This is a genomic window from Allobosea sp. Root483D1, from assembly GCF_001429505.1.
Classification (GTDB): domain Bacteria; phylum Pseudomonadota; class Alphaproteobacteria; order Rhizobiales; family Beijerinckiaceae; genus Allobosea.
The window spans coordinates 212,586-235,439 of sequence record NZ_LMJW01000004.1 but is presented as its reverse complement, the minus strand read 5'-3'; the positions used below and the strand labels follow the sequence as shown (position 1 = coordinate 235,439).

Below are 22,854 nucleotides of genomic sequence, written 5' to 3'. Positions count from 1 at the left end.
TCTGCGATCGCTCCTCAGGATGAGGGCTCAACGGCCCGAGCTCAGCCGGCCCGCAACGCCGCGTCGAAGGCGTCCTGCAGCATCTCCCGGCATTGCCTGGCCTGCTCCCGGCTGGGCTCATGCAGGATGTGCGGGGTGATGTCGGCGAGGTCGCGCAGGGCGAAGTCGATCGCCGACATGAGATCGAGCGCATCGCCGTCATGCTCGACGACCGGCGGCTTCAACCTGAACTGCAAAACCTGACCCATTACGCGTCTCACAAGACTGGAAGGCGAATCGTTCTGCTGAGTCTCGTCCGCAATCGGTCAGGAACCGGTTAACGCCGCGTCGGCGTCACTTCTTCTCGACGTTCCAGAACAGCATCACCGGCGCAGCGAGCACGCCCGAGACATTGGCCCGCCGAGCATAAGGCTGGTCGAACTGGCCGAGCACGCGATAGGGCTGCATCTCGGCCAGACGCTTGTGCAGCGCCTCGACCGCCGCCTTGCGGGCAGCATCGTCGGGCGCATCGACCACCGCGCCGCGCAGCTTCTCGGCATCGGCATCGCAGGGCCAGCCGGCCCAGGCCTTCTCGCAGGCCATGTTGGTGCCGATATTGGTCATCGGCGACTGCATGGTCGCGCCCGAGGCGTAGGTCACGAACAGGTTCCAGCCGCCCTGGTCCGGCAGGCTCTTGTTCTGCTGGCGGGTGGTGACGGTGCCCCAGTCGGAGAACTGGACGTCGACATTGACGCCGGCCTTCTTGAGCTGGGCGGCGGCGACCTCGGCCATCCGTCCGATCGCGGCGATGTCGTTGCTGGTGGTCAGTACCAGCCTCTCGCCCTTGTAGCCGGCTTCCGCCAGCAACTGCTTCGCCTTCTCAAGATCGGGCCTGGCATAAGCTTCCGTCCCGGCTTCCGTGCCATTCGGGCCGCCGCAGATGAAATAGGCGGCGCAGCGCTTCCACCATTCCTCGTCGCCAAAGCCGCCGGCCAGGAATTCGGCCTGATCGGTGGCATAGGCGAGAGCGAGCCGCGCCTTCGGGTTGTTGAACGGCGGATGCAGGCTGTTCGGCCGCAGCATCACCTGGTTGGCGAGGTTGGAATACCGCTCGACCTTGACGTCCTTGGCCGCCGCGACGACCGGGATCAGGTCCTGGCTCGGCTGCTCCCAGATGTCGATCTCGCCGGTCTGCAAGGCGGCAGCGGCCGTCGCCGCGTCGGGCATGATCAGCCATTCGACCCGGTCGACCTTGACGATCCGCCCGCCGGCGAGCCCGTCGGCCGGCTCGGAACGCGGCACGTAATCGGGGTTCTTGTCGTAAACAACCTTGGCGCCGCTGCGCCATTCGGCCCGGTTGAACTTGAACGGGCCGGAGCCGATCGTTTCGGTCACCGGCTTCATCGGATCGGTCGCGGCATCGGCCTCGCGCATGATTACCGGGATCTGGCCGACGGCCGAGCCGAGCGCGAACGGCACCAGTGCCATCGGCTTCTTCAGCTTGAGCACGAAGGTCCTGTCGTCCTTCGCCTCCATGCCTTCGGTGTATTCGCCGAGCTTGCCGCCGATCGTGTCGCGCACCATCCAGCGTTTCAGTGAGGCGATGACGTCGCGCGTCGTCACCGGCTGACCATCATGGAATTTGAGGCCCGGCCGGAGCGTGAAGGTCCAGCTCAGCTTGTCGTCTGAGGTCGAGAAGCGCTCGACCATCTGCGGCTTCGGCTGGAGATTGGCGTCCCAGGCAAACAGGCTCTCGTAGATCATCAGCCCGTGCATACGGGTGATCACGATCGAGGCCGCGACCGGGTCGAGCGTCTTGAGGTCGGCATGCGGAGCGACACGCAGCACGTTCTTCGGCGCCGGCTGTGCCTGTGCGCCGGACGCGAGGACGAGTGCGGTCGCGCCGATTAGAGCGGCGACAGGGCGGGAACGGGTCATGACTGGCCTCCCTCGATGCGTTGGAAATGCAGGATGCGCGAACGATGGCCGGCAAGGCGCAAGCTTCCGTCCGGCTGCAGCCAGAGGCAAGGCCGGTGCCGCCATGGGCCGTGCGCGAGATCGGCCAATGCCCGGCCGCCGGGCAGCGGCGTCAGCCGTGTTTCCCGGCCGATCGTGCCGGCCCAGGGCCAGGATGCCGTGCCATCGGCGCGGATGGCGATCTCGACGCCGAGTCGGGCATCGCGCCAGCGCCCGGCGAAGCGCTCGTCGAGCCTCGTCTCAGCCGGCACCGGCAGCAGCCGGCGCGCAACGCCGCCAATCATACCAGCCAGCGCACCATCGGCCTCGGCTTTCAGCCTGATGTCGAGATAGGCCGGCAGGCTGCGCATGCCACCGACTCCATCCGCGACGAGCTTCTCATAGCCGCCCATGAAGCTGATCGCGCCGCCAGCGAACTCGGCCCAGAACGGTCCGTCTTCTGTCGTATAGAGGCCGGCGGGGAGCTTGTCGGGATCGCTCGACAAGGCTTCGCCGAGCATGGTCGCCAGTACGCGCAGCGCCGGCCAGAGCGCATCCTCTTCGCGATTGGTCAGGACGACGACGCCAACGCCATGCTCCGGTGCCATCAGCATGTGGTTGCGATAGCCGGTCAGCGAGCCACCATGGCCGATGATCCTGATACCGCCGAGCCGGCTCGCGACCAGGCCGAGCCGGTAGAGGCTTTCGCTGCCATCGGCAAAGTGGCGCGGCGCGGCGAGGCGGTCGAGCAGCCCGGCATAGGGCTCGCGCCCCGCCATCAGCGCCGCCGCCCAGCGCGCCAACCCGGCCGCGCTGCCAGCCATGCCGCCCGAGGCCGAGAAATTGAAGCCGTAGAAACCGCGTCGCCAGCCCTGCCCGTCGGCCCAGTAGCCGGTGGCGAGGCCGGGGACGACCTCGGTCTCGTCGGAGACGAAACGGATCGGCAGCGAGGCCGGCGCCATCAGCGCGTCGACCAGTTGCGCGGCGCCCTTGCCGGTCCGGCGCTCGAGGATCACCTGCGCCAGCCGCCAGCCGGTGTTGGAGTAGGCCATCTCGCTGCCGGGCTCGGCATTGAGGCCGGGCAGGCGGCAGGCGGCGGCGAAGATCTCGGCGGAGGAAAGGCTCGCGGTGAAGGGCGTGCCCTGCTGCCAGAGCGCTTCCATCATGTCCGGCAGCGCGCCGGTCATGTCGAGCGCCCGGCCAAGAGGTATGGCACCCAACGCCTCCGGCAGCTCCGGCAGGAAACTGCCGAGTGTTGCCTCGAGCGGCACGCCCTCCCTCAGCAGCAGGGCGGCGCAGATATGCTTGCTGATCGAGGCCAGCCGGTTCTGCGTATCGGGGGTGAAGGGCAGGCGGTGCTCGATCACGGCAAAGCCGCCGATGGCGCTCTCGCGCACGCCATCGCGGTCGAACAGCACGATGGCGCCGCCCGGCCCGCCTTGCCGCGTCCAGGGTTCGGCGATCGCCTGCGCCTCGCTGCGCCCCTTTACCCAGTCGACCATGCGCTTCTGCTCTCCGGCGATCCGTCCCGGATGGAACTGTCGCGGATGTGGGAGCGTTTAGGCAATCCTTTGGCCATGCATCGGGGTCTGGTCCCCTCGTCATGAAAGCGGCACAATCGCTGGTCGATCCTGCGATCGCGCGCGCGGCGGCGTGCTGGACCGCGGCCCGACCCCGTCGGCTACTGTGGATTTGATGAAGAGATATTGAGGAGGCGGATTGATCATGAGACGCGCATTTTTCGTGGCCGGGGCCTTGGGTCTCGCCGGTATTGCGGCGGGTTGCTCGCAGCCGCAGCGCTTCGGCGCGCCGCCACCCGGCCTTGCCCCCGCTGGCGCCGTGGCGACCAAGCGAATCGTCAGCGATGGTGCCGGCGGCCTGCAGTTGCCTGATGGGACGCGCGTCCAGACCGATCAGAGCGGCGGTTTCACCTTGCCCAACGGCGCCTATGTCCGGCGCGACCGTGCCGGCGCGCTCAACTTGCCGAATGGCTCGCGCTGCGTTCCCGACAATCAGGGTGGCTTCGTCTGCCCCTGAGCGCGGAGCGCCTCAGCCAGTCTCGGCGACGCGGTTGAAGAAGTCGGGCGTGCCCATCTGGCCGCCCTTCAGCACGATATCGAGACCATCGAGCCTGGAATCATCGCTATGGGCGCGGCAGAGCGGCGCGCCCGGCGTGCAGGGCGAGCGATAGGACAAGCCCCAGATGGGGAGCGCGCGGATCGCCAGCGTCGAGGTGTCGCCGCCGGCGACGACCAATCGCGCGATCCGCGCCTCGTCCATGATCGCGCGCAGCAGTGCCCCGGTCGCCGCGGCAACCTTGCCTGTCTCGGCGGGAGGGCCGGCCGGCTTGTCGGTAATCAGCATGACGTTCCGCGCGGCCAGGCGGGTGATCGTTTCGGCGCGCAGCTCATCGAGATAGGTGGGCTCGCCAGTCAGCCGCTCCGGGTCGATCGCGATCGTCTCATAGCGCTCGGTGAGTCCGACCTGCGCGCGGGTCACCGGTGACAGGCTGCCGACCAGCGCGAGCAGGTTGCCGCCGGACTCGGGACGCGCAAGCTTCGGCATCTCCAGCCGAGCAGCCTGAGGGAAGCCGACGAAAGCCTGCGCCACCGAACTCGCGCCGATCGCGAGCATCGGCCCGGCGCTCATGCGCTCGCGCAGCAGCTGGCCGACCGCCGCGAGATCGGAAGGGCGCGATACGTCGAACAGGACAGCTTCTGGCTGCCCCTCCAGCGCAGCGTCCAACGCTGAGGCAGCCCCGCCGCCTTCATGGCTGCGATAGTCGACGAGGCCGACACGCTCCAGGCCTTGCGCTGCCAGATGCCGGCGCAGATCGCCCTCCGCCATCGGCGTCACCGGATGGACGCTCATCGTCGGGTGGCGATCGATGCGGTGGACGGTGCCGCCGGCGCCAGCCGCGGCGAAGAGATTGCCGAACAGGCAGTAGCGGCCGAGATTTGGCTGGCCGCCGATGATCGGCAGCAGCGGGTTCGGAAAATGCGGCCGCAAGGCCCGCGCCGCCACGCCGAGGCTACCGACCCCGGGGGCGCTGTCGAAGGTCGAGCAGCACTTGTAGTGCAGCAGGCCGACGCCGAGCGCGGCGAAGAAGCGCCCGGCTTCGTCCAGTTCCTGCGCCATCGCGTCCGGCACCATCGCCCGTGTCGCGCCGGCGATGCCGACTGCGTCGAGCGTCCCGGCGCTGGCGAGCTGCTGAGGCGTCGGGATGCGCAGGAAGAGCAGAGCGCGCTGGCCGGCCTCCGCCAATGTCGCGAGCGTGTCGGTGGCGCCGGTGAAGTCGTCGCCGTACCAGCCGTAACGGGGCGCCTCGCCGGCCATGTTCAGCCGGCACCCTTGCCGAAGAAGGCGAGCGCCTGCGCGAGCTCGCTATGTCCCTTCGCCGCCTCGGTCAGCGGCACGCCGGCGGCGACCGCCTCCCAGGCCTGGCGGATGCTGGCGACGCCGGCTGCGGGTCCACCGGGGTGGGCGAGGATGCCACCGCCCGCCATGAACAGGAGGTCGTCATGGCCGAGCGCATCCCAGGTCGGCTGCGCCGTGCCCGCCCATTGCCCGGAGGAGAAGGCCGGCAGGACGCGATCATCGATGCCCTCGGTGAGCGGCGTCACGCAATCCTGCGCCGAGGTCACGACCTCCTCGTCTTCCTGCGCGAATTTGCCCTGCAGGCCATGGACATGCATGTGGTCGACGCCCGTGAGCCGCCACAGGGTCTGGTAGGCCTGGAAGCCGATGCCGAGCAACGGATGGCGCGAGAGCGCGCCGAAGCCGTTGCGGTGGCCGTGCAGGGCAAGGCTGGTCGAGCGGCGCAGGGTCTCGACCGCCGAGAACCCGCACCAGTTCAGGCTGACCATGACGCAGGTGCCGCCCTCGCGCTCGACCAGCTCGGCATGGCGGCGCATCTGGTCGGTCTCGGCGGTGATATTGAAGGCGACCATCACCGCCTTGCCGGTGCGATCCTGATGGCGGCGCACCGCAGCCATCACCGCCGGTACGCGCTGGGCGAGCGGCGCATGCACCGGATCGGCCGAGATCTCGTCATCCTTGATGAAGTCGAGCCCGGCGGCGCAGAGCTTGCCGACCAATTCTGCGGTCTCATAGGGGCGCAGGCCGACATTGGGCTTGATGATCGAGCCGATCATCGGGCCATCAATGACGCCGGTCGCCCGGCGGGTACCGGCGATACCGCGTGTCGGCAGCGGGAACAGGCGGCGATAGGCGGCGGGCAAGGCCATGCTCTCGAGCCTGAGGCCGGTGACCTCGCCGAGATCGAACAGGTTGCCGGCGACGATCGACGCCAGGGTCGGCAGGTTGGCGCCGACATTGTCGACCGGGAAGGACAGCGTGATACGGGCCCGCCGCCATGGGCCGTTGACGCCTTTCCGCGCCAGCCAGGCATTGGGCAGGCTCGGCTCGGCGGCGCTACCCTGTTCCTCGACAGCGATGACGGCGGCGCGGGTGCGGTCGCGCAACTCGTCAGTCTCGCCAGCGACGCGGGTGAAGGTGCCGCTCGATTGCTCGCCGGCCATCACCTCGGCGACCTTGCGAGGGTCGAGCGGCGTCTCGATCAGATAGGAGGCCTCGAAGCGTTCGGTCGCCATGTCGTCAGAGCTTACTCAGATCGGGGAAAGGGCGCACCGGGTCCTTACCGTCCCAGCTTTCCCCCGCCTCGCGGATCAACCGGAACATCTCGCCCTTGGGACCGGCGACCTCGGAGAGCTCGATCACCGTGCCGGGATGGTAATGCGTGTCGAAATAGATGAAGCGGCCACGCTCGCCGACCTCGCCCGACATCACCGGCTTGAAGCCCTCGGCAAGGAGCCGCGTGAGGTCGGCATCGTAGTCCGAGGTCCAGTAGGCGACATGCTGCAGGCCGCTATGGCCGGCATCGGTGAAGTCCTTGTACATGGACGGCACCGCGTTGCGGCACTGGATCAATTCGATCTGCAGCGGGCCGGAATTGGCGAGCGCCACCGAGTTGTGCGGCTCGTAGGCCTGCCCCTTGTAGCGATAGTTCTGGATCGGGACCTTGGGATTGTAGAAGAACGGCCCGACGCCGAGCACCCGGCTCCAGTAATCCATCGCCGCCTCGATATCGGGGACGACATAGCCGGCCTGACGAATCTGGCCAAAATGACGGCTCATGGGTGCTTTCCTGCGAAGATGGATGGTTGAGCGCTAGAGGAAGCCGATGGAGAACCACGGCACGGCGGCGACGATGACGAGGCCGACCAGCAGTGCGGCGATATAGGCCCAGATGTATTTCAGCCCCTCGTCGGGATTGATCTTCGAGATCGCGCAGGCGCCGTAATAGCCGACGCCGAAGGGCGGGGCGAAAAGGCCGATGCCCATCGCGAAGATCACGACCATGGCGTAGTGGACCTCGTGCACGCCGATCTGCTTGGCGATCGGGAAGAGCAGCGGCCCGAACAGCACGATCGCCGGGATGCCCTCGAGCACACTGCCGAGGATGACGAAGGCGACGATCGAGATGGCGAGGAAGCCCCAGGTTCCGCCGGGGACCGCCGCCATGATCTTGGCGAGGTCCTGCGAGAAGCCCGATTGCGTCAGCCCCCAGGCCATGGCGGTGGCGCAGCCGATGATGAAGATGATCGCGCCGGTGAGCGAGGCGGTGTCGACCAGCATGCGCTTGAGCCGGCGCCAGTCGAACTGGCGGTAGATCAGGATGCCGGCCAGCACCGCATAGGCGATGCCGATGGTCGAGACCTCGGTCGCGGTGGCGACGCCCTCGACGACGGCGGCGCGGATGACGAACGGCAAGGCGATGGCGGGAGCCGCGATCAGACAGAGCTTGCCGATCTCGCGCTTCGAATACTTGGCGACCTGGCTGAGATCCTCGCCCCGGTTGCGCCACCAGACGACGAAGCAGAGCGCGATGCCGAGCACCACGGCCGGCAGCATGCCGCCGGTGAACAGCGCCGCGATCGAGACGCCGGTGACCGAGCCGATGGTGATCAAGACGATCGAAGGCGGGATCGTCTCAGTCTGCGCGCCGGTCGCCGAGAGCAGCGCGACGAGGTCGCCGGGCTTGGCGCCGCGCTTCTGCATCTCCGGGAACAGCACCGGTGCGATCGCGGCCATGTCGGCGATCTTCGAGCCGGAGATGCCGGAGACCAGGTACATCGCGCCAACAAGCACATAGGAGAGACCGCCACGGACATGGCCGAGCAGCGATGCGAGGAACTGGATCATGGCGCGCGCCATGCCGGTCATCTCGATCAGCGCGCCCAGGAAGATGAACAGCGGCACGGCGAGCAGGATGAGATGGCTCATGCCCTCGTCGAGCCGGCCGACCATGACGACCATCGGCGTCGAGGTCGTCAGCGAGAGATAGCCGAAGGTGGCGAGCGCGAAGGAGAAGGCGATCGGCACGCCGGCGAAGACATTGGCCGCGACGAGCCCGACGAAGAAGATCACCAGGTTGAGCTTGCCGAGCGGCTTCAACGCCGGCCCGAGCAGCCAGAACAGGACGATGAGGACGATCGTGAGCCCAGCAGCCTGCAGGACCGGCTTCCACGAACCGAAGCGCAGCAGCCGGCAGAACGCCGCGAACAGCATCAACACGATGCCGATCGGCAGTGCCGCGGCGCGCCAGGAATTGGCGATCTCCAGTGCGGGGGTGACGATGAAGCGCTCGTCCTCGGCGTAGTCGAGCGCCTCCGGCAGGATCATCAGCAGGAAGGCGATCGCGGCGGTGATGGCGAGCGCTTCGAGCAAAGCGCGCGTCTGCGGGCCGACGCGGGTGACGAGGCCGGTCATGCGCATATGTTCGCCGCGGCGCAGGGCCACGACCGCGCCGAGCATGGAGAGCCACAGGAACAGGATCGAGGCGAGTTCGTCCGACCAGACCAGCGGCGCATGGAAGGCGTAGCGGGCGGTGACGCCCGCTCCCAGGATGACGATCTCGGCGAGGACGAGCACGGCCGCGACGAGCTCGACCGCCGTGCCGACGGCGCGGTCGAGCCTGTCCGCGAGGCGACCAAATCCGGTCGCCGGCATGGCCGGCGGCGGCAGGTTGGCGGCATGAGCGTCCATGGGGTGTCCTCGAGCGTTCGGCTGCGGCTCACTCGCTCAGGCGAGCTTGCCGACCGCTCCTTCGAGCAGGCCCCAGGCCTCGGCGCCGAAGCGCTCCTGCCATTCCTTGTAGAACCCGCCATCGCGGAGCTTGGCCCGGAAGCTGTCGGGGTTGGTCTTGTTGAAGGCAAGCCCCTTCGATTGCAGATCGGCCTGCACGGTATCGTTGAGGCTCTTGATGTCGCCGCGCTGGGCGACGCCGGCGTCGTTGATCGCCGACGCCACGATCTTCTGGATGTCCGGCGGCAGGCCGCGCCAGGCGCGACCATTGGCGATGAACCAGAAGCCGTCCCAGATATGGTTCGAGACCGCGCAGCTCTTCTGGACCTCATAGAGTTTGGCGACCTGGATGATCGGCAGCGGATTCTCCTGCGCATCGACCACCTTGGTCTGCAGCGCCGAATAGACCTCGGAGAACTGCAGGCTGGCCGGGGCGGCGCCGAGCGCCTTGAACATCGAGATCGAGAGTGGTGAGACCGGCACGCGGATCTTGAGCGAGGCCATGTCGGCCGCCTGCTCGATCGCCTTGCCCGAGGTGGTCATCTGGCGGAAGCCGTTGTCCCACATCTTCTCGAAGGCGTAGAGGTTGACCTTCTCGATCGCGGCGCGGACATGCGCGCCGACCGGCCCGTCCATCGCCTTCCAGACCTGGTCGTAATCGGCGAAGGCGAAGCCGACCGCGTTGATCGCCGCGACCGGCACCAGCGTCGCGATCACCAGCGCCGACGGAGTGAAGAAGGTGATGCCGCCATTGCGGACCTGGCTCAGCATGTCGGTGTCGCCGCCGAGCTGGTTGTTCGGGAAGATCTTGATCTCGACCCGCCCGTTGGTCTCCTTGGCGACGCGCTCGGCCGCCTGCTGGGCGCGGATGTTGAGCGGGTGGCTGAGCGGCAGGTTGTTGCCGTATTTCAGCTCGATCTCGGCGGCCCGCGCGATCATCGGCATGCCGATCAGCGATATGGCTGGGGCGGCGGCGAGGCCCTTGATGAGCGTGCGGCGGCTCGGTCCGGTCATGATGTCCTCCCTGGACGTGCTGATGCGATTTGATCGCTCTTGAGTGCTTGACGCTCAGCATAGAAATCGCATCTGATGGTCTTCAAGCTCATTTTCTGATGGTTTTTGATTGAATGAACGCGCCGATCCCCAAGCTTGCCGAGGAGACCGAGCCATCCGCGCCGCGTCGCCGCCAGATGGCGCGGGTCGAGGACGTCGCGCGACTGGCGGGCGTCTCGACGGCGACGGTCGACCGGGTGCTCAACCAGCGGCCGGGCGTGCGGCCCGCGACCGTCCAGCGCGTGCTGAAGGCCGCGGGCGAGCTCGGTTACGTCATGGAAGGCGCGCTGCCGGCCAGTGCGCTCCGGCCCTTGCGACTCGGCTTCCTGCTGCCGGCCGGGAACAACCGTTTCCTCGGCATGCTCGGCCGATTGATTGCGGGATCGCAGGACCAGCTCGCATCCTTCAACATGCGCGCCCGGGTCGAGCATATCGAGAGCTTCAAGCCGGAGCTGCTCGCCCATGAGCTCCGGCGGATCGGCCGCGAGGTCGACGGCGTCGCCTTCATGGCACTGGAGCACCCGACCGTGCGCGAGGCGGTCGACCTGCTGGCCGATCGCGGCGTGCCGAGCGTCACCCTGATCTCCGACATAGCCAACACCGCCCGCGCCGCCTATGTCGGGCTCGACAACCGTGCCGCCGGGCGCACCGCCGGCCAGCTCATCGCCCGCTTCATCGGGCCGCGCCGCGCCAAGGTCGCGATGATCGCCGGCAGCCTGAGCTACCGCGCCCATGAAGAGCGCGAGATGGGCTTCCTGCATCTGTTCGAGGAGCTCTATCCGGAGATCAAGGTCGTCGGCCTGCGCGAGGGCCATGACGACGAGGCCAAGAACTACCGCCAGACCAAGACCCTGCTCGGCCAGCATCCGGACCTTGCCGGCATCTACAATATCGGCGGCGGGCCGGAGGGCATCGCCCGGGCGCTGAAGGAGGCCGGACGGCAGGATGTGGTCTTCGTCGGCCACGGGCTGACGCCGGAGACGCGCGGCCTTCTCGTCGACGGCACCATGGATGCGGTCATCACCCAGCAGCCGCTGGTGACGCTGATGAGCTGTGTCGCGATCTTCGCGAACCTGCGCGCCGGCCGGCCTCCGGCGGAAGGAACCGCCCGGCCCGGCATCGAGATCGTGCTGCGCGAGAACCTGCCCTGAGAAGGTGACGCAAACGGTCGCGATGGTTCCAAGGACGCCTGCTTGCAGAAAAACCGCGTGTCGTCCCGGGCGACCGGAGGGAGACCCGGGACCCATTCCGGAACCTTATTCGGATACGCTCCGGAATGGATCCCGGATCTCCGCTACGCTCCGTCCGGGATGACCGCACGTTGATGGCGAAATCCAACTGCGCAATGGTGCACTCGGCCGAGCTTCAGCCCTGCGCCACCGTAGCCCGTCTTACGATCCCCGCGAGCTCCGGCGATGGATCAAGCGTGCCGAAGACATAGCCCCAGTCGGCGTCGAGCCGGGAGCGGCAGAAGCTCTCGAACACCGCCTCGTCGGCGTGCTTTTTCAGCTCCGACGCCTGCAGCGCATAGGCCATCAGATTGGCGAGCCGGCGGCCATGGCCGTCATCGTTGCGCGGCTTTGCCGCCTCGTCGCCGAGCCGGTCGAGCCAGCGGTCGAGGGCGCGGTTGGCGCCGCGCGCTGCGCTGACTTCGGTCATGAAGGCCTCCTTGGTGCGCGGCTCGCGGTTGAAGGCGCGCAGCACGTCCATGCACATCATGTTCGAGGTGCCCTCCCAGATCGCGTTTAGCGGCGCCTCGCGATAGAGCCGCGCCATCGGGTTTTCCTCGATGAAGCCGTTGCCGCCATGGCATTCCAGGGCCTCGACGACGAAGGCGGCGGCGCGCTTGCAGTTCCAGAACTTCGCCAGCGGGGTGGTGACGCGGGCAAGGTGACGCTCCTCCTCGGAAGTCTCCATCGCATCGGTCGCGGCGGCGACGCGGAAAGCCATCAGCGTCGAGGCCTCCGAGTCGATGGCGAGATCGGCGAGGATGTTGGTCATCATCGGCTGCTCGGCCAGCGACGAGCCAAAACCGCGGCGGGACTGGGTGTGGTTCAGCGCCAGCGTCAGCGCCTGGCGCATCAGCCCGGCCGAGCCCACCGCGAAATCGAGCCGGGTGAGATGGGCGTGGCTGAGGATTTCCTTGATGCCCGCGCCCTCCTCGCCGACGAGCCAGCCCAGGCACTCGCGAAACTCGACTTCCGAGGAAGCATTCGAGCGGTTGCCGGCCTTGTCCTTGAGGCGCTGGATCTGCAGGCGGTTGCGGCTGCCATCGGGCAGGAAACCGGGGCAGAACAGGCAGGAAACGCCGCTCTGCGTCTGCGCCAGGGTGAAGAACCCGTCCGATTGCGGCACCGAGAAGAACCATTTGTGTCCGGTGATCAGATAGACCCGGCCTTCCGGCGTATCCTCGAGGAAACGGGCGGTGGTCTGGGTCTGGCGCAGGTCGGAGCCGCCCTGCTTCTCGGTCATCGCATAGCCGATGCTGGCGCCCTCTTTAAGCGCCACCGGCAGCGGGCGCTTGTCGTAGCGGGCCGATGTGATCTTCTCGCGCCAGAGTGCGAACTCCGGCTGGGCGAGGCCGGGGAAGGCGGCATAGGTCATGCCGGTCGGACACCCGGTCCCGTGCTCGATCTGGTTCCAGAGATAGGACAGCACGGCGCGGCCGAGATGTCCGTTCGGCTCGCTCGTCGTCCAGGCGAGCGAAGGCACCTCATGGGCGAAGGCGAGCGCCATCAACTCGTGCCAGGCCGGGTGGAACTCGATCCAGTCGGTGCGATTGCCGTAGCGGTCATGGCTCCGCAACTCCGGCCCGTGGCGGTTGGCGAGGCGGGCGAGCTCCTGCACTTCTGCGTCGCCGGCATGAGCGCCCAGTGCCGCCGCCTTGGCGGCAACCCAGGGAGCGCCGCGCGCGACGATGCCCTGCAGCACAGCATCGCCGGAGAAGGCATTCCAGCCGGTGGCGGGCCGGGCCTGGTTGAGGACCTGATGGGTGGCGCCCGCTTGGATGTTCATTCCGCCGCCTCCGATGTCGTCATGCGCTCGGGCACCTCGCAACCGGTCACGCAGCAACGGCCGGGCTGCTTCGAGACGCGCGAGCCGTCGGCGAGCACGCCGCGATCGAGCAGGCTCTCGACCAGCGCGACCTTTTCCATGACGGGATAGTTGCGCCAGATCTCACGCTTCATCGCCTCGGGCGAGCCGCCGCCATGCAGCGAGATCACCGAATACCAGCCAGCCTCCTTGGAGACGGTGAGGTCCTCGATGAAGCGGGCCACCTCGGCGCGCTGCTCATAGGGAATGTCCTGCCGCCCGGTCAGCACGGCCGAGAGCGAGGCCGAGGTCTCGGGGTTGTGGTCCTCGTCCGGGCCAGGCAGCGCCACGATCAAGCCTCCCGAGACGTAATGAGCGATCCTGTGCATGTCGTAGATCTTGGTAGCCAGCAGCAGCTTGCCGATATTGGCGAAAACTGCGTCCGGCATCGCCACCCCGGATTCGTCCTTGCTGCAATAGACGGAGGCAGCGACACCGCAGGCGAAGAAGCCCTCGGTGATGGTGATCAATTCGACGAGTTGCTCGCGGACATGGGTGTGCCTGTCGGCGTCGAGCCCGTTGGCATGGGTCATCAGCGCGCCGGCGCCGATCAGGAGGTCGCCGAAGCCGGCCCGGGCGGCGATGCAGCTATGGCGGTGATGGGTGGCGTAGCTGGTGGTGAGATAGCCGGCCTCCTCGATCTCACCAGCCATGAACACCCGCTCCCAAGGCACGAAGACATCGTCGAACATCACCGCGCCGGTCGACTGGCCGTATTTCGCCGAGAACTTCGCGGCCGGATCGCCCGGCCGCCCGGCCGGGCGCGCGACGATGGTGATCCCCTCCGCATCGCAGGGCACGGCGCAGCAAACGGCGAAATCCTCATCGCCTTTGGCGTGGGTGCGGCAGGGCATCACCAGGAATTCATGGACGTAGGGCGCGCCGGTGACGATCGCCTTGGTGCCGCGGATGACGATGCCGTCGCTTCTGCGTTCCTTGATGTGAACATAGGAATCGCGATTGGCCTGCAGGCCCGGCCGCAACGAGCGGTCGCCCTTGGCGTCGGTCATGGCGACACCGCAGGTCAGGTCCTCGTCCTGGATGTGGTGCATATAGGCGAGGAAGCGCTGCCGGTAATCGGTGCCGTGGGTGGCGTCGGCCCGCACCGTCGCCTGCAGGATGCCGTTGAAGGCGTCATGCGTCAGATAGCGCTGGGCGCAGCCGGAGATCTTGCAGACCAGGCGGACCGCCTCGAGCTTGGCGAGCAGATCGCTGGACGACGCGTCGATATGGAGCATGCGGTTGACGGTGCGGCCGGAGGAGCCCTGCACTGCGGTCATGATCGGCCGATAGGCCGCCGCATGCGCGAGGTCATAGGTCACGCCGATGCCGTTGATGCCCGGCAGCAGCATGGGCTCGTCAGCGACGCTCTCGACGCGCTGCCCGTTGACGAAAACGCGCGGAGAATAGGCGCGCAGGGATTCGCGATAGCCGGCGGCGTCCATCAGCATGCTAGCCTCCTCCCGAGCGGTTGTTGCTCCTAAAATTGAACGACGTTAGATTTTCGTCAAGAGGGTTGGAGGCGTTCCAGAGTGAGCGAGGGATCCGCAGAGCGGAAGCGCGGCCGCTATGCCGCGACAGATGCCAAACGCGAGGGCATTCTTGCCGCGGCGCGCACGGTGTTCGAGCGCGAGGGGCTGGACGGCGCCTCGCTGCGGGCGATCGCGGCCGAGGCCGGCTACACGCCGGCAGCGCTCTATTTCCATTTCGACTCGAAGGAAGCTCTCTATGCCGAGGTGCTAGGCCGTTCGATCGCGACGCTACAGGCGGCGGTCGACGCCGCAGTTGCTGCCGTTGCTATTCCGGCTGAACGCTTCTCAGCCGCCGCACTCGCCTTCTTCGATTTCTACGCCGAAAACCCGCGCGATCTCGATCTCGGCTTCTATCTGTTTCGCGGCGGCATGCGCCCGCACGGCCTCGGCCGGGAGCGCGACCGGGCGTTGAACGAGGCGCTGGAAGCGACTTTGGCGCCGATCCGCGAGGCGGCGCTAGCGCTCGGGGCAGATGAAACGCAAGCCGACTTGATCATGGCCGACGCCTTCGCCCATGCTTCCGGCGTGTTGCTCTTGGCGCATACGCGGCGCATCCGCATGTTCGGGACATCGCCGCGCGCGCTGATGGAGCGCCATGTCGAAACCGAGCTCGACCGGCTCCTGCGGAGATGACGCCCGATGCCCCTGATGAACGTCAACCGGTCCCGCCTCGTCATCATCGATTTCCAGGCGCGCCTGATGCCGGCGATCCATGACGGGCCACGCCTCATGGCCAATGCCCGCAGGCTGGTCGGAGCGGCGAAGCTCCTGGACGTGCCGATCGTGATGACCGAGCAGAACCCGGCCGGGCTCGGCGCGACGGTTCCAGACCTCGCCGAGGCCGCGCCCGCCATCGCCAAAATGAGCTTCGATGCCTGTGCCGCGCCTGATTTCATCGACGCCATCGCCGGCGACGACGACCTCATCCTGTGCGGCTGCGAAGCCCATGTCTGCTTCGGTCAGACCGCACTCTCGCTGCTCGAAAACAAGCGCCGCGTCTTCGTGGTGCAGGACGCGGTCGGCGCGCGCGCACCGGAAAGCAAGGAGGTGAGCTTGCGTCGGCTGGAGCGAAATGGCGCTGAGATCGTCACCACCGAGATGGTGGTGTTCGAGTGGCTGCGCACCGCCGAGCACCCGCAATTCCGCACCGCGCTCACGCTGGTCAAGTGAGTCGCCGGTGCCTCAGCCCGCCTTCTGGTATTTCGACATCATCTCGCCCTTCGCGCATCTGGCGCTGCCGCGGCTGGACAGTATCCGGGCGCAGCGATCGGTCCTGCTCAAGCCGATCGTCTTCGGCGGCGTCCTCAAGGCCTGGGGCCAGCTCGGGCCGGCGGAGATCGCGCCCAAGCGCGTCCACACCTACCGGCTCGCGACGCATCTGGCGCAGGCGCTGGGCGTGCCCTTCCGCTTTCCGCCGAGCCACCCCTTCAACCCGCTCGCGATGCTGCGCCTCCTGACCGCCCTCGACGGCGACGAGGCAGCAGTCACGGCCGCCTTCCGCCTCGTCTGGGGCGAGGGGCGCGACGCCAATGATCCCTTGGTGCTGCAGGAGGTCGCCGATGCCGCCGGCCGTCCCGATGCACTGACGCTGATCGGCGAGCAGGGCGTCAAGGACCGGCTGCGCCAGGCGACCGAGGAGGCCGTTGCTGCCGGCGTCTTCGGCGTGCCGAGCCTGGTGATCGACGGCGAGGTCTTCTGGGGCGTCGACGCGATGGCGATGGCGCATGACTATCTCGCCGATCCGGCCGCATTTCGCAGCGGCGAGATGGCGCGCGTTTCCACTCTGCCGGAAGGCATCCAGCGACAGCGCTAGAGCGAGCAGAGGGAACCGCCCGGCCGCAGCCACAGTTTCACGATGTTGTCGGTTTACGCCTCTCACCCGAAGGCGGATGATCCGCCGCCGACGACGAAAGGAGACGCCGATGCTGCGCCGTTCGTTCCTGAAATTCGGCCTTGCCGGCCTCGCCGCCCCGAACCTGATTCTGCGCAGCGCCGAGGCGACCGGACAGTCCCAGCCCGGCAGCCCGTTCATCGTCACCTATTTTGAGGTGCCGGAGATCAAGGGCTCGCGTGACGTCACTGATGCCGGCGACGGCACGATCTGGGTCTGCGGCCAGCGCAACGGCGTGCTCGGCCGCTTCGATCCCCGTACCGGCCAGACCAAGGTGATCCCGCTCGGCGACGGCGCCGCCCCGCATGGGGTGGTGCGCGGACCGGATGGCGCCGCCTGGGTCACCGAAGGCGGCCAGAACGCCATCGCCCGCGTCGACGACAAGACGCACAAGGTCGAGCTGTACAAGCTGCCTGAAGGGCGCGAGCGGGCCAATCTCAACACGCCGGTGTTCGACAAGGCCGGCATGCTCTGGTTCACCGGCCAGAACGGCATCGTCGGCCGGCTCGATCCCAAATCGGGCAAGATGGACATCTTCGACGCGCCGCGCGGCGCCGGCCCCTATGGCATGACCCGCACGCCCGCCGGCGAGATCTGGTTCGCCTCGCTCGCCGGCAACTATATCGCCAGGATCAACACCCAGAGCGGCGCCTTCAATGTGGTCGATCCGCCGACCGAGGGCCAGGGCGCGCGCCGGGTCTGGTCGGATTCGAAGAACCGGATCTGGGTCAGCGAGTGGAATTCCGGCCAGGTCTCGTCCTTCGATACCGAGAGCGGCAGCTGGAAGGGCTGGAAGCTGCCCGGCCACAAGCCGCGGACCTACTCGGTCTATGTCGACGACGCCGACAAGGTCTGGCTCACCGATTTCGCCCTCAACAGCATCGTCCGCTTCGACCCGCTGAGCGAGGCGTTCGACAGCTTCCCGAGCGACAAGCCCGGCGCCAATGTCCGCCAGATGGATGGGCGCAGCGGCGAGGCCTGGGGTGGTGAGAGCGGCACCAACCGGCTGGTACGCATCCAGACCGTGAAGCCGGCGTGAGGAGAGCGCTGGCGACGGCACTCGTCCCGCTCGGGCTGGCAACGACCGACATGGCCTGGGCGCAGGAGGGAGCGGCCGTGTTCAAGGCCTGCCAATCCTGCCACAGCCTCGACCCGGCCAAAGCCGGCATGGCCGGGCCGGACCTCGCCAAACTCGGCGGGCGCGTGCTCGGTTCGGCCGAGGGCTTCGACTACTCGCCGGCGTTCAAGGCGATGCGGGCGCAAGGGCTGGCCTGGGATCGCGAGCGGCTGCTCAGCTATCTCGCCGATCCCGATGCAGTCGTGCCCGGCGGCTGGATGAGCCCGCCCGCGGGCCTCAGCAGGGCGGATCGGGCTGCCGTGACGGACTACCTGCTCGGCCGTTAGCCTCGCCCCTCTGAGCGACTTCTTGCCTCAGAGCGGCTTCTTGATCCATTTGGAGATGACGCCGACGATGCCTTCGCGGAAGAGCAGGACGCAGGCGACGAAGATGACGCCCTGGACGACGAGGACCCAGGAGCCAAGGCCGGCGAGATAGTTCTGCATGGCGACGATGACCGCGGCCCCGACGATCGGGCCGAAGACGGTGCCGAGGCCACCGACCAGCGTCATCAGCACGACCTCGCCAGACATCGTCCAGTAGACGTCGGTGAGCGAGGCGAGCTGGAAGACGATCGCCTTGGTCGCGCCGGCTAACCCTGCGAGCCCGGCCGAAAGCACGAAGACGGCGAGCTTGTACTGGCTGGCGCGATAGCCGAGCGAGATGGCGCGCGGCTCGTTGTCACGGATCGCCTTGCAGACCTGGCCGAATGGCGAATGGATGATCCGGTAGATCAGCAAGAGCCCGCCCATGAAGATCGCGGCGACGAGCCAATAGAGCGCGCGATCGTCGGCGAGGCTGATGAGGCCGAAGAGCTTGCCGCGCGGCACCGCCTGGATGCCGTCCTCGCCGCCGGTGAAGCGCGGCGTCTGCAGCGAGAAGAAGAAGGCCATCTGCGCCAGCGCCAGGGTGATCATGGCGAAGTAGATGCCCTGGCGGCGGATGGCCAGCGCCCCGAAGACCAGGCCGAGAGCAGCGGCGACGGCCGTGCCGAGCAGGATCGCCAGCTCCGGCGTCAGGCCCCAGTTCTTCGCGGTATAGGCGGAAACATAGCTCGCCATGCCGAAATAGGCGGCGTGGCCGAAGGACAGGAGCCCGCCATAGCCAAGCAGCAGGTTGAAGGCGAGCGCGAACAGCGCGAAGCACAGCACCTTCATCACGAAGACGGGGTAGGCGACGAAGGGCGCGATCGCGAGCAGCACGGCAATCGCGATGAACAGGTTGCGGTGCAGGCGCGCGGCGCTGTCGTCGGTCTCGGCGACGACAGCGGCGGACGGGGTAGCGCTGGAGGCAAGGTCGGTCATGTCTTTGGTCCTTGCGTCGTCAGGCGGCGCGGCCGAACAGGCCGGCGGGCTTCACCAGCAGCACCAGCACCATGATGATGAAGATCACGGTCGAGGACGCCTCGGGGTAGAACACCTTGGTCAACCCCTCGATCAGGCCGAGCGAGAAGCCGGTGACGATCGCGCCCATGATCGAGCCCATGCCGCCGATGACGACGACGGCGAAGACGACGATGATCAGGTCGGCGCCCATGTTCGGGTTGACCGCGTAGATCGGCGCGGCGAGCACGCCGGCGAAGGCGGCGAGCGCGACGCCGAAGCCATAGGTCAGCGTCACCAGCAGCGGCACGTTGATGCCGAAGGCCTGGGTCAGCGTCGGGTTCTCGGTCGCGGCACGCAAGTAGGAGCCGAGCTTGGTCTTCTCGATCATGAACCAGGTGGCGAGGCAGACGATGAGCGAGGCGACGACGACCCAGCCGCGATAGGTCGGCAGGAACATGAAGCCGAGATTCTGACCGCCGGTCAGCTGCGGCGGGATGCCGTAAGGCAGGCCGGAGGAGCCGTAATAATTGCGGAACAGCCCCTGGATGATCAGCGCCAGGCCGAATGTCAGCAGCAGCCCGTAGAGATGGTCATACTTTGCGATGCGGGCAAGTAAGAGCCGCTCGATCACGATGCCGGTGGCGCCGACCAGGATCGGGGCGACAACCAGCGCGGCCCAATAGTTGATGCCGAGATAGTTCAGGCACATCCAGGCGACGAAGGCGCCCATCATGTACTGCGCCCCGTGGGCAAAGTTGATGATGTTGAGCAGGCCGAAGATCACCGCCAGGCCAAGGCTGAGGATCGCGTAGAACGAGCCGTTGATCAGGCCCAGAAGGACCTGGCCGAACAGCGCCTGCGGCGGCACGCCTAGAAGTTCGAACATCGGATCGACCGTTCCGTGAAAACTGGTCCGGGGCCGGTTGCGGCCCCGGAAAAAGATGTCATGCGGACTTTTTCAGTCCGTCATCACTTGACGAGCGAGCAGCCGGTCTCAGCGAGCGGCTGGAAGGCCTCTTCGCCCGACAGCACCGCGAGCTGCTTGTAGTAGTCCCACGGCCCCTTCGACTCGGACGGCTTCTTGACCTCGTAGAGATACATCGAGTGCATCTTGCGGCCATTGACGCGGATCGTGCCCTTGCCGAACAGCGGATCGTCGGTCGGCATCTCCTTCATCTTCGCCATCACCACGGCGGAGTCCTTGCTCTTGGCCGCCTCGACCGCCTTCAGATAGTGCAGCAGGCCGGAATAAACGCCCGCCTGCACCATGGTCGGCTTCTTGCCGCCATTGAGCTTGGCGAAGCGCTCCGACCAGGCGCGGGTGCCGTCGTCGCGATCCCAATAGAAGGATTCGGTCAGCACCAGGCCCTGCGCCGCCTGCAGGCCGAGGGCATGCACGTCGCTGGCGAAGGTCAGCAGGCCGGCGAGCTTCTGGCCGCCCTGGGTGATGCCGAACTCGCTCGCCTGCTTGACCGAGTTGGTCAGGTCGCCGCCGGCATTGGCAAGGCCGATGACCTTGGCCTTGGAGGCCTGGGCCTGCAGCAGGAAGGAGGAGAAGTCCGTACCCGGGAAGGGCGTGCGCACCGCGCCCAGTACCTTGCCGCCGGCCTTGGTGACGACGGCCGAGGTGTCGCGCTCGAGCGCATGGCCGAAGGCATAGTCGGCGGTGAGGAAGAACCAGCTGTCGCCGCCGGCCTTGACCATGGCGCCGCCGGTGCCCTGGGCGAGCGCGTAGGTGTCGTAGGTCCAGTGGATGGTGTTCGGGCTGCAGGCCTTGCCGGTGAGGTCGGAGGTGCCGGCGCCGGAATTGATGAGGATCTTGTTCTTATCCTTGGTGATCTGGCTGACCGCCAGCGCCACCGAGGAGGTCGGCACGTCGAGGATCAGGTCGACGCCGTCCTGGTCATACCATTGCCGGGTGATGGTCGAGCCGACATCGGGCTTGTTCTGATGGTCGGCCGAGACGATCTCGACCTTGATGCCCTTCTCCGCCGCCTTGAAGTCCTCGACCGCGAGGCGCGCGGCGATCACCGAGCCTTCGCCGGAGAGGTCGGCATAGATGCCGGAGCGGTCGTTGAGCACGCCGGCCTTGACCGAAATCTGCTGCGCCAGCGCCGGCGCCGCCATCAGCGCGCCGAGCGCCGTGGCCGCGAGCAATGTCTTGAGCTTCATGGTTAGTCTCCCTGGGGATCTCTGGAATTCTGACGGTTCTTGTTGGACGCCCTGCGTCACACCCCGAGATAGGTGTGGAGCTTGTCGATGTTGGCGTCGAGTTCGACATTTTGGATCATGTCGATGACCTTGCCCTGCTCGATGACGTAGTGGCGGTCGGCGACGGTCTGGGCGAAGCGGAAGTTCTGCTCGACCAGGACGATGGTGAAGCCCTGGCTCTTCAACATGCGGATGGTCGCGCCGATCTGGTCGATAATAACAGGCGCGAGCCCTTCCGTCGGCTCGTCGAGCAGGAGCAGGTTGGCACCGGTCCGCAGGATGCGCCCGATCGCCAGCATCTGCTGCTCGCCGCCCGAGAGCTTGGTGCCCTGGCTCTTCAGCCGCTCCTTCAGGTTGGGAAAAAGCGTGAAGATCTGCTCGACGGGGAGCCCCCCCGGCTTCACCTGCGGCGGCAGCATCAGATTCTCCTCGACCGAAAGGGTCGAGTAGATGCCGCGCTCCTCGGGGACATAGCCGATGCCGAGCCGCGCGATGGTGCGCGACGGCAGCGCAATCGTCTCCTGCCCGGCGAAGGTGATCGAGCCCTTGCGCTTGCCGATCACGCCCATGATCGATTTCAGCGTCGTGGTCTTGCCAGCGCCGTTGCGGCCGAGCAGCGTCACCACCTCGCCCTCGCCGACATCGAGTTCAATGCCGTGCAGGACATGGCTCTCGCCATACCAGGCCTCGAGCCCGCGCACCGCCAGCAGCGGCTTGCCACCCGCGGCAGCCGGGCGCTCCAGCACCGCCCCAGTGGCCGCTCCTTCAGTGGCCATGGCCGACTCCCGATCCGATATAGGCTTCGACCACGCGCGGATCCTTCGAGACGGAGGCATAGTCGCCCTCGGCCAGGACCTGGCCGCGGGCGAGCACGGTGATGCGGTCGCAGAGCGAGGCGACCACCGAGAGATTGTGCTCGACCATGAGGATGGTGCGGTTGGCCGAGACCTTGCGGATCAGGGCCTCGATCCGCTCGATATCCTCGCGGCCCATGCCGGCCATCGGCTCGTCGAGCAGCAGCATCTCGGGATCGAGCGCCAGCGTCGTCGCGATCTCCAGCGCGCGCTTGCGGCCATAGGAGAGCTCGCCCGCCGGCAGTTCGGCAAAGGCCGAGAGGCCGACTGCGTCGACCAGGCGCAACGCCTCGGCGTCGAGCGGGGACAGCGCCCGCTCGGAACGCCAGAAGTCGAAATTGTCGCCGCGCTTGCGCTGCAGCGCGACGCGGACATTGGTCTTGACCGAGAGCTGCGGGAACACCGCCGAGATCTGGAAGGAGCGCACCAGCCCGAGCCGGGCGATCTCCGCCGGCTTCTCGCCCGTGATGTCGCGGCCATTATAGACGATTTGCCCCCGTGTCGGCGGCAGGAACTTGGTCAACAGGTTGAAGCAGGTCGTCTTGCCTGCCCCGTTCGGCCCGATCAAAGCGTGAATCGACCCGCGCCGAACCTTCAGATCAACACCATTGACGGCTGTGAAGCCGGCAAATTCTTTCGTGAGGCCTGAGGTCGAGAGAATAGTATCCTCAGACATCCCTAGCTAACCTTACCCATTGCTCGATTGTTCGTTTCCCGGCCGGCATGCTGCACCGCG

Annotated in this window: 22 protein-coding genes; 7 read left to right on the top strand and 15 right to left on the bottom strand. The window is 67.1% G+C overall.

What is annotated here, in order from left to right; all coding sequences use genetic code 11:
• Window positions 1-41: 41 nt before the first annotated feature.
• The 3 genes from ASE66_RS08135 to ASE66_RS08125 all read right to left on the bottom strand — a co-directional run bounded on the left by ASE66_RS08135 (window position 42) and on the right by ASE66_RS08125 (window position 3,437).
• Window positions 42-248: a hypothetical protein gene (locus ASE66_RS08135; protein WP_057189114.1), complete on the bottom strand. Its 207-nt coding sequence runs from the start codon at window positions 246-248 to the stop codon at window positions 42-44.
• 85 nt (window positions 249-333) lie between these two features.
• Window positions 334-1,917 (bottom strand): ABC transporter substrate-binding protein, encoded by a 1,584-nt coding sequence (locus ASE66_RS08130; RefSeq protein ID WP_057189113.1) that lies wholly within the window; start codon window positions 1,915-1,917, stop codon window positions 334-336.
• Window positions 1,914-3,437, bottom strand: coding sequence for a serine hydrolase domain-containing protein (locus tag ASE66_RS08125; protein WP_057189112.1), 1,524 nt, complete (start codon window positions 3,435-3,437; stop codon window positions 1,914-1,916). The genes ASE66_RS08130 and ASE66_RS08125 overlap by 4 nt, the downstream gene beginning before the upstream one ends.
• Window positions 3,438-3,660: 223 nt before the next feature.
• On the opposite strand from ASE66_RS08125, the gene ASE66_RS08120 reads away from it, so the two are divergent.
• Window positions 3,661-3,972, top strand: coding sequence for a hypothetical protein (locus ASE66_RS08120; RefSeq protein WP_057189111.1), 312 nt, complete (start codon window positions 3,661-3,663; stop codon window positions 3,970-3,972).
• Window positions 3,973-3,984: 12 nt separating this feature from the next.
• Here ASE66_RS08120 and ASE66_RS08115 read toward each other — a convergent pair whose 3' ends face one another.
• From ASE66_RS08115 to ASE66_RS08095, 5 genes are read right to left on the bottom strand one after another with little or no spacing between them, the layout of a single operon-like run.
• Window positions 3,985-5,271, bottom strand: coding sequence for a four-carbon acid sugar kinase family protein (locus ASE66_RS08115; RefSeq protein WP_057189110.1), 1,287 nt, complete (start codon window positions 5,269-5,271; stop codon window positions 3,985-3,987).
• A gap of 2 nt (window positions 5,272-5,273) precedes the next feature.
• Window positions 5,274-6,548: a ribulose-bisphosphate carboxylase large subunit family protein gene (locus ASE66_RS08110; RefSeq protein WP_057189109.1), complete on the bottom strand. Its 1,275-nt coding sequence runs from the start codon at window positions 6,546-6,548 to the stop codon at window positions 5,274-5,276.
• Between the two features lie 4 nt (window positions 6,549-6,552).
• Entirely contained in the window at window positions 6,553-7,092 is a 540-nt protein-coding gene (locus tag ASE66_RS08105; protein WP_057189108.1) for a VOC family protein, read from the bottom strand.
• 33 nt (window positions 7,093-7,125) lie between these two features.
• Window positions 7,126-9,003, bottom strand: coding sequence for a TRAP transporter large permease subunit (locus tag ASE66_RS08100; protein WP_082613282.1), 1,878 nt, complete (start codon window positions 9,001-9,003; stop codon window positions 7,126-7,128).
• Window positions 9,004-9,039: 36 nt separating this feature from the next.
• Entirely contained in the window at window positions 9,040-10,056 is a 1,017-nt protein-coding gene (locus ASE66_RS08095) for a TRAP transporter substrate-binding protein (protein ID WP_057189107.1), read from the bottom strand.
• A 113-nt stretch (window positions 10,057-10,169) separates the two neighbouring features.
• Here ASE66_RS08095 and ASE66_RS08090 point away from each other — a divergent pair, with 113 nt between their 5' ends.
• Complete coding sequence (locus ASE66_RS08090; protein WP_057189106.1) at window positions 10,170-11,246, top strand: LacI family DNA-binding transcriptional regulator; 1,077 nt, start codon at window positions 10,170-10,172, stop codon at window positions 11,244-11,246.
• 214 nt (window positions 11,247-11,460) lie between these two features.
• On the opposite strand, the gene ASE66_RS08085 is transcribed toward ASE66_RS08090, so the two are convergent.
• Together ASE66_RS08085 and ASE66_RS08080 are read right to left on the bottom strand one after the other, a co-directional pair.
• Window positions 11,461-13,110, bottom strand: coding sequence for an acyl-CoA dehydrogenase family protein (locus ASE66_RS08085; protein WP_057189105.1), 1,650 nt, complete (start codon window positions 13,108-13,110; stop codon window positions 11,461-11,463).
• Entirely contained in the window at window positions 13,107-14,639 is a 1,533-nt protein-coding gene (locus ASE66_RS08080; RefSeq protein ID WP_057189104.1) for a 4-hydroxyphenylacetate 3-hydroxylase family protein, read from the bottom strand. Before ASE66_RS08080 ends, ASE66_RS08085 begins: the two co-directional genes overlap by 4 nt.
• 81 nt (window positions 14,640-14,720) lie before the next feature.
• Here ASE66_RS08080 and ASE66_RS08075 point away from each other — a divergent pair, with 81 nt between their 5' ends.
• The 5 genes from ASE66_RS08075 to ASE66_RS08055 all read left to right on the top strand — a co-directional run bounded on the left by ASE66_RS08075 (window position 14,721) and on the right by ASE66_RS08055 (window position 18,015).
• Window positions 14,721-15,353, top strand: a complete 633-nt coding sequence (locus ASE66_RS08075) for a TetR/AcrR family transcriptional regulator (protein WP_057189103.1) — start codon at window positions 14,721-14,723, stop codon at window positions 15,351-15,353.
• A gap of 6 nt (window positions 15,354-15,359) precedes the next feature.
• The gene (locus ASE66_RS08070) at window positions 15,360-15,890 is read left to right on the top strand and encodes an isochorismatase family protein (protein WP_057189102.1); all 531 of its coding nucleotides are present in this window, start codon (window positions 15,360-15,362) and stop codon (window positions 15,888-15,890) included.
• Window positions 15,891-15,897: 7 nt separating this feature from the next.
• Window positions 15,898-16,533, top strand: coding sequence for a 2-hydroxychromene-2-carboxylate isomerase (locus ASE66_RS08065; protein ID WP_057189101.1), 636 nt, complete (start codon window positions 15,898-15,900; stop codon window positions 16,531-16,533).
• 109 nt (window positions 16,534-16,642) lie between these two features.
• Window positions 16,643-17,650 (top strand): hypothetical protein, encoded by a 1,008-nt coding sequence (locus ASE66_RS08060; RefSeq protein WP_057189100.1) that lies wholly within the window; start codon window positions 16,643-16,645, stop codon window positions 17,648-17,650.
• A complete protein-coding gene (locus ASE66_RS08055; protein ID WP_057189099.1) occupies window positions 17,647-18,015 on the top strand; it encodes a c-type cytochrome in 369 nt (122 codons plus the stop codon). Before ASE66_RS08060 ends, ASE66_RS08055 begins: the two co-directional genes overlap by 4 nt.
• Window positions 18,016-18,042: 27 nt before the next feature.
• On the opposite strand, the gene ASE66_RS08050 is transcribed toward ASE66_RS08055, so the two are convergent.
• From ASE66_RS08050 to ASE66_RS08030, 5 genes are all read right to left on the bottom strand, one after another.
• Window positions 18,043-19,032, bottom strand: coding sequence for a branched-chain amino acid ABC transporter permease (locus ASE66_RS08050; RefSeq protein WP_057189098.1), 990 nt, complete (start codon window positions 19,030-19,032; stop codon window positions 18,043-18,045).
• Between the two features lie 19 nt (window positions 19,033-19,051).
• Window positions 19,052-19,939 carry a branched-chain amino acid ABC transporter permease gene (locus ASE66_RS08045; RefSeq protein WP_057189097.1) on the bottom strand — a complete coding sequence of 296 codons (888 nt, stop codon included), beginning with the start codon at window positions 19,937-19,939 and terminating at the stop codon, window positions 19,052-19,054.
• 83 nt (window positions 19,940-20,022) lie between these two features.
• Window positions 20,023-21,225 carry an ABC transporter substrate-binding protein gene (locus ASE66_RS08040; protein WP_057189096.1) on the bottom strand — a complete coding sequence of 401 codons (1,203 nt, stop codon included), beginning with the start codon at window positions 21,223-21,225 and terminating at the stop codon, window positions 20,023-20,025.
• A gap of 56 nt (window positions 21,226-21,281) precedes the next feature.
• Entirely contained in the window at window positions 21,282-22,040 is a 759-nt protein-coding gene (locus ASE66_RS08035) for an ABC transporter ATP-binding protein (RefSeq protein WP_057189095.1), read from the bottom strand.
• Window positions 22,030-22,794 (bottom strand): ABC transporter ATP-binding protein, encoded by a 765-nt coding sequence (locus ASE66_RS08030; protein ID WP_057189094.1) that lies wholly within the window; start codon window positions 22,792-22,794, stop codon window positions 22,030-22,032. The genes ASE66_RS08035 and ASE66_RS08030 overlap by 11 nt, the downstream gene beginning before the upstream one ends.
• Window positions 22,795-22,854: the final 60 nt, after the last annotated feature.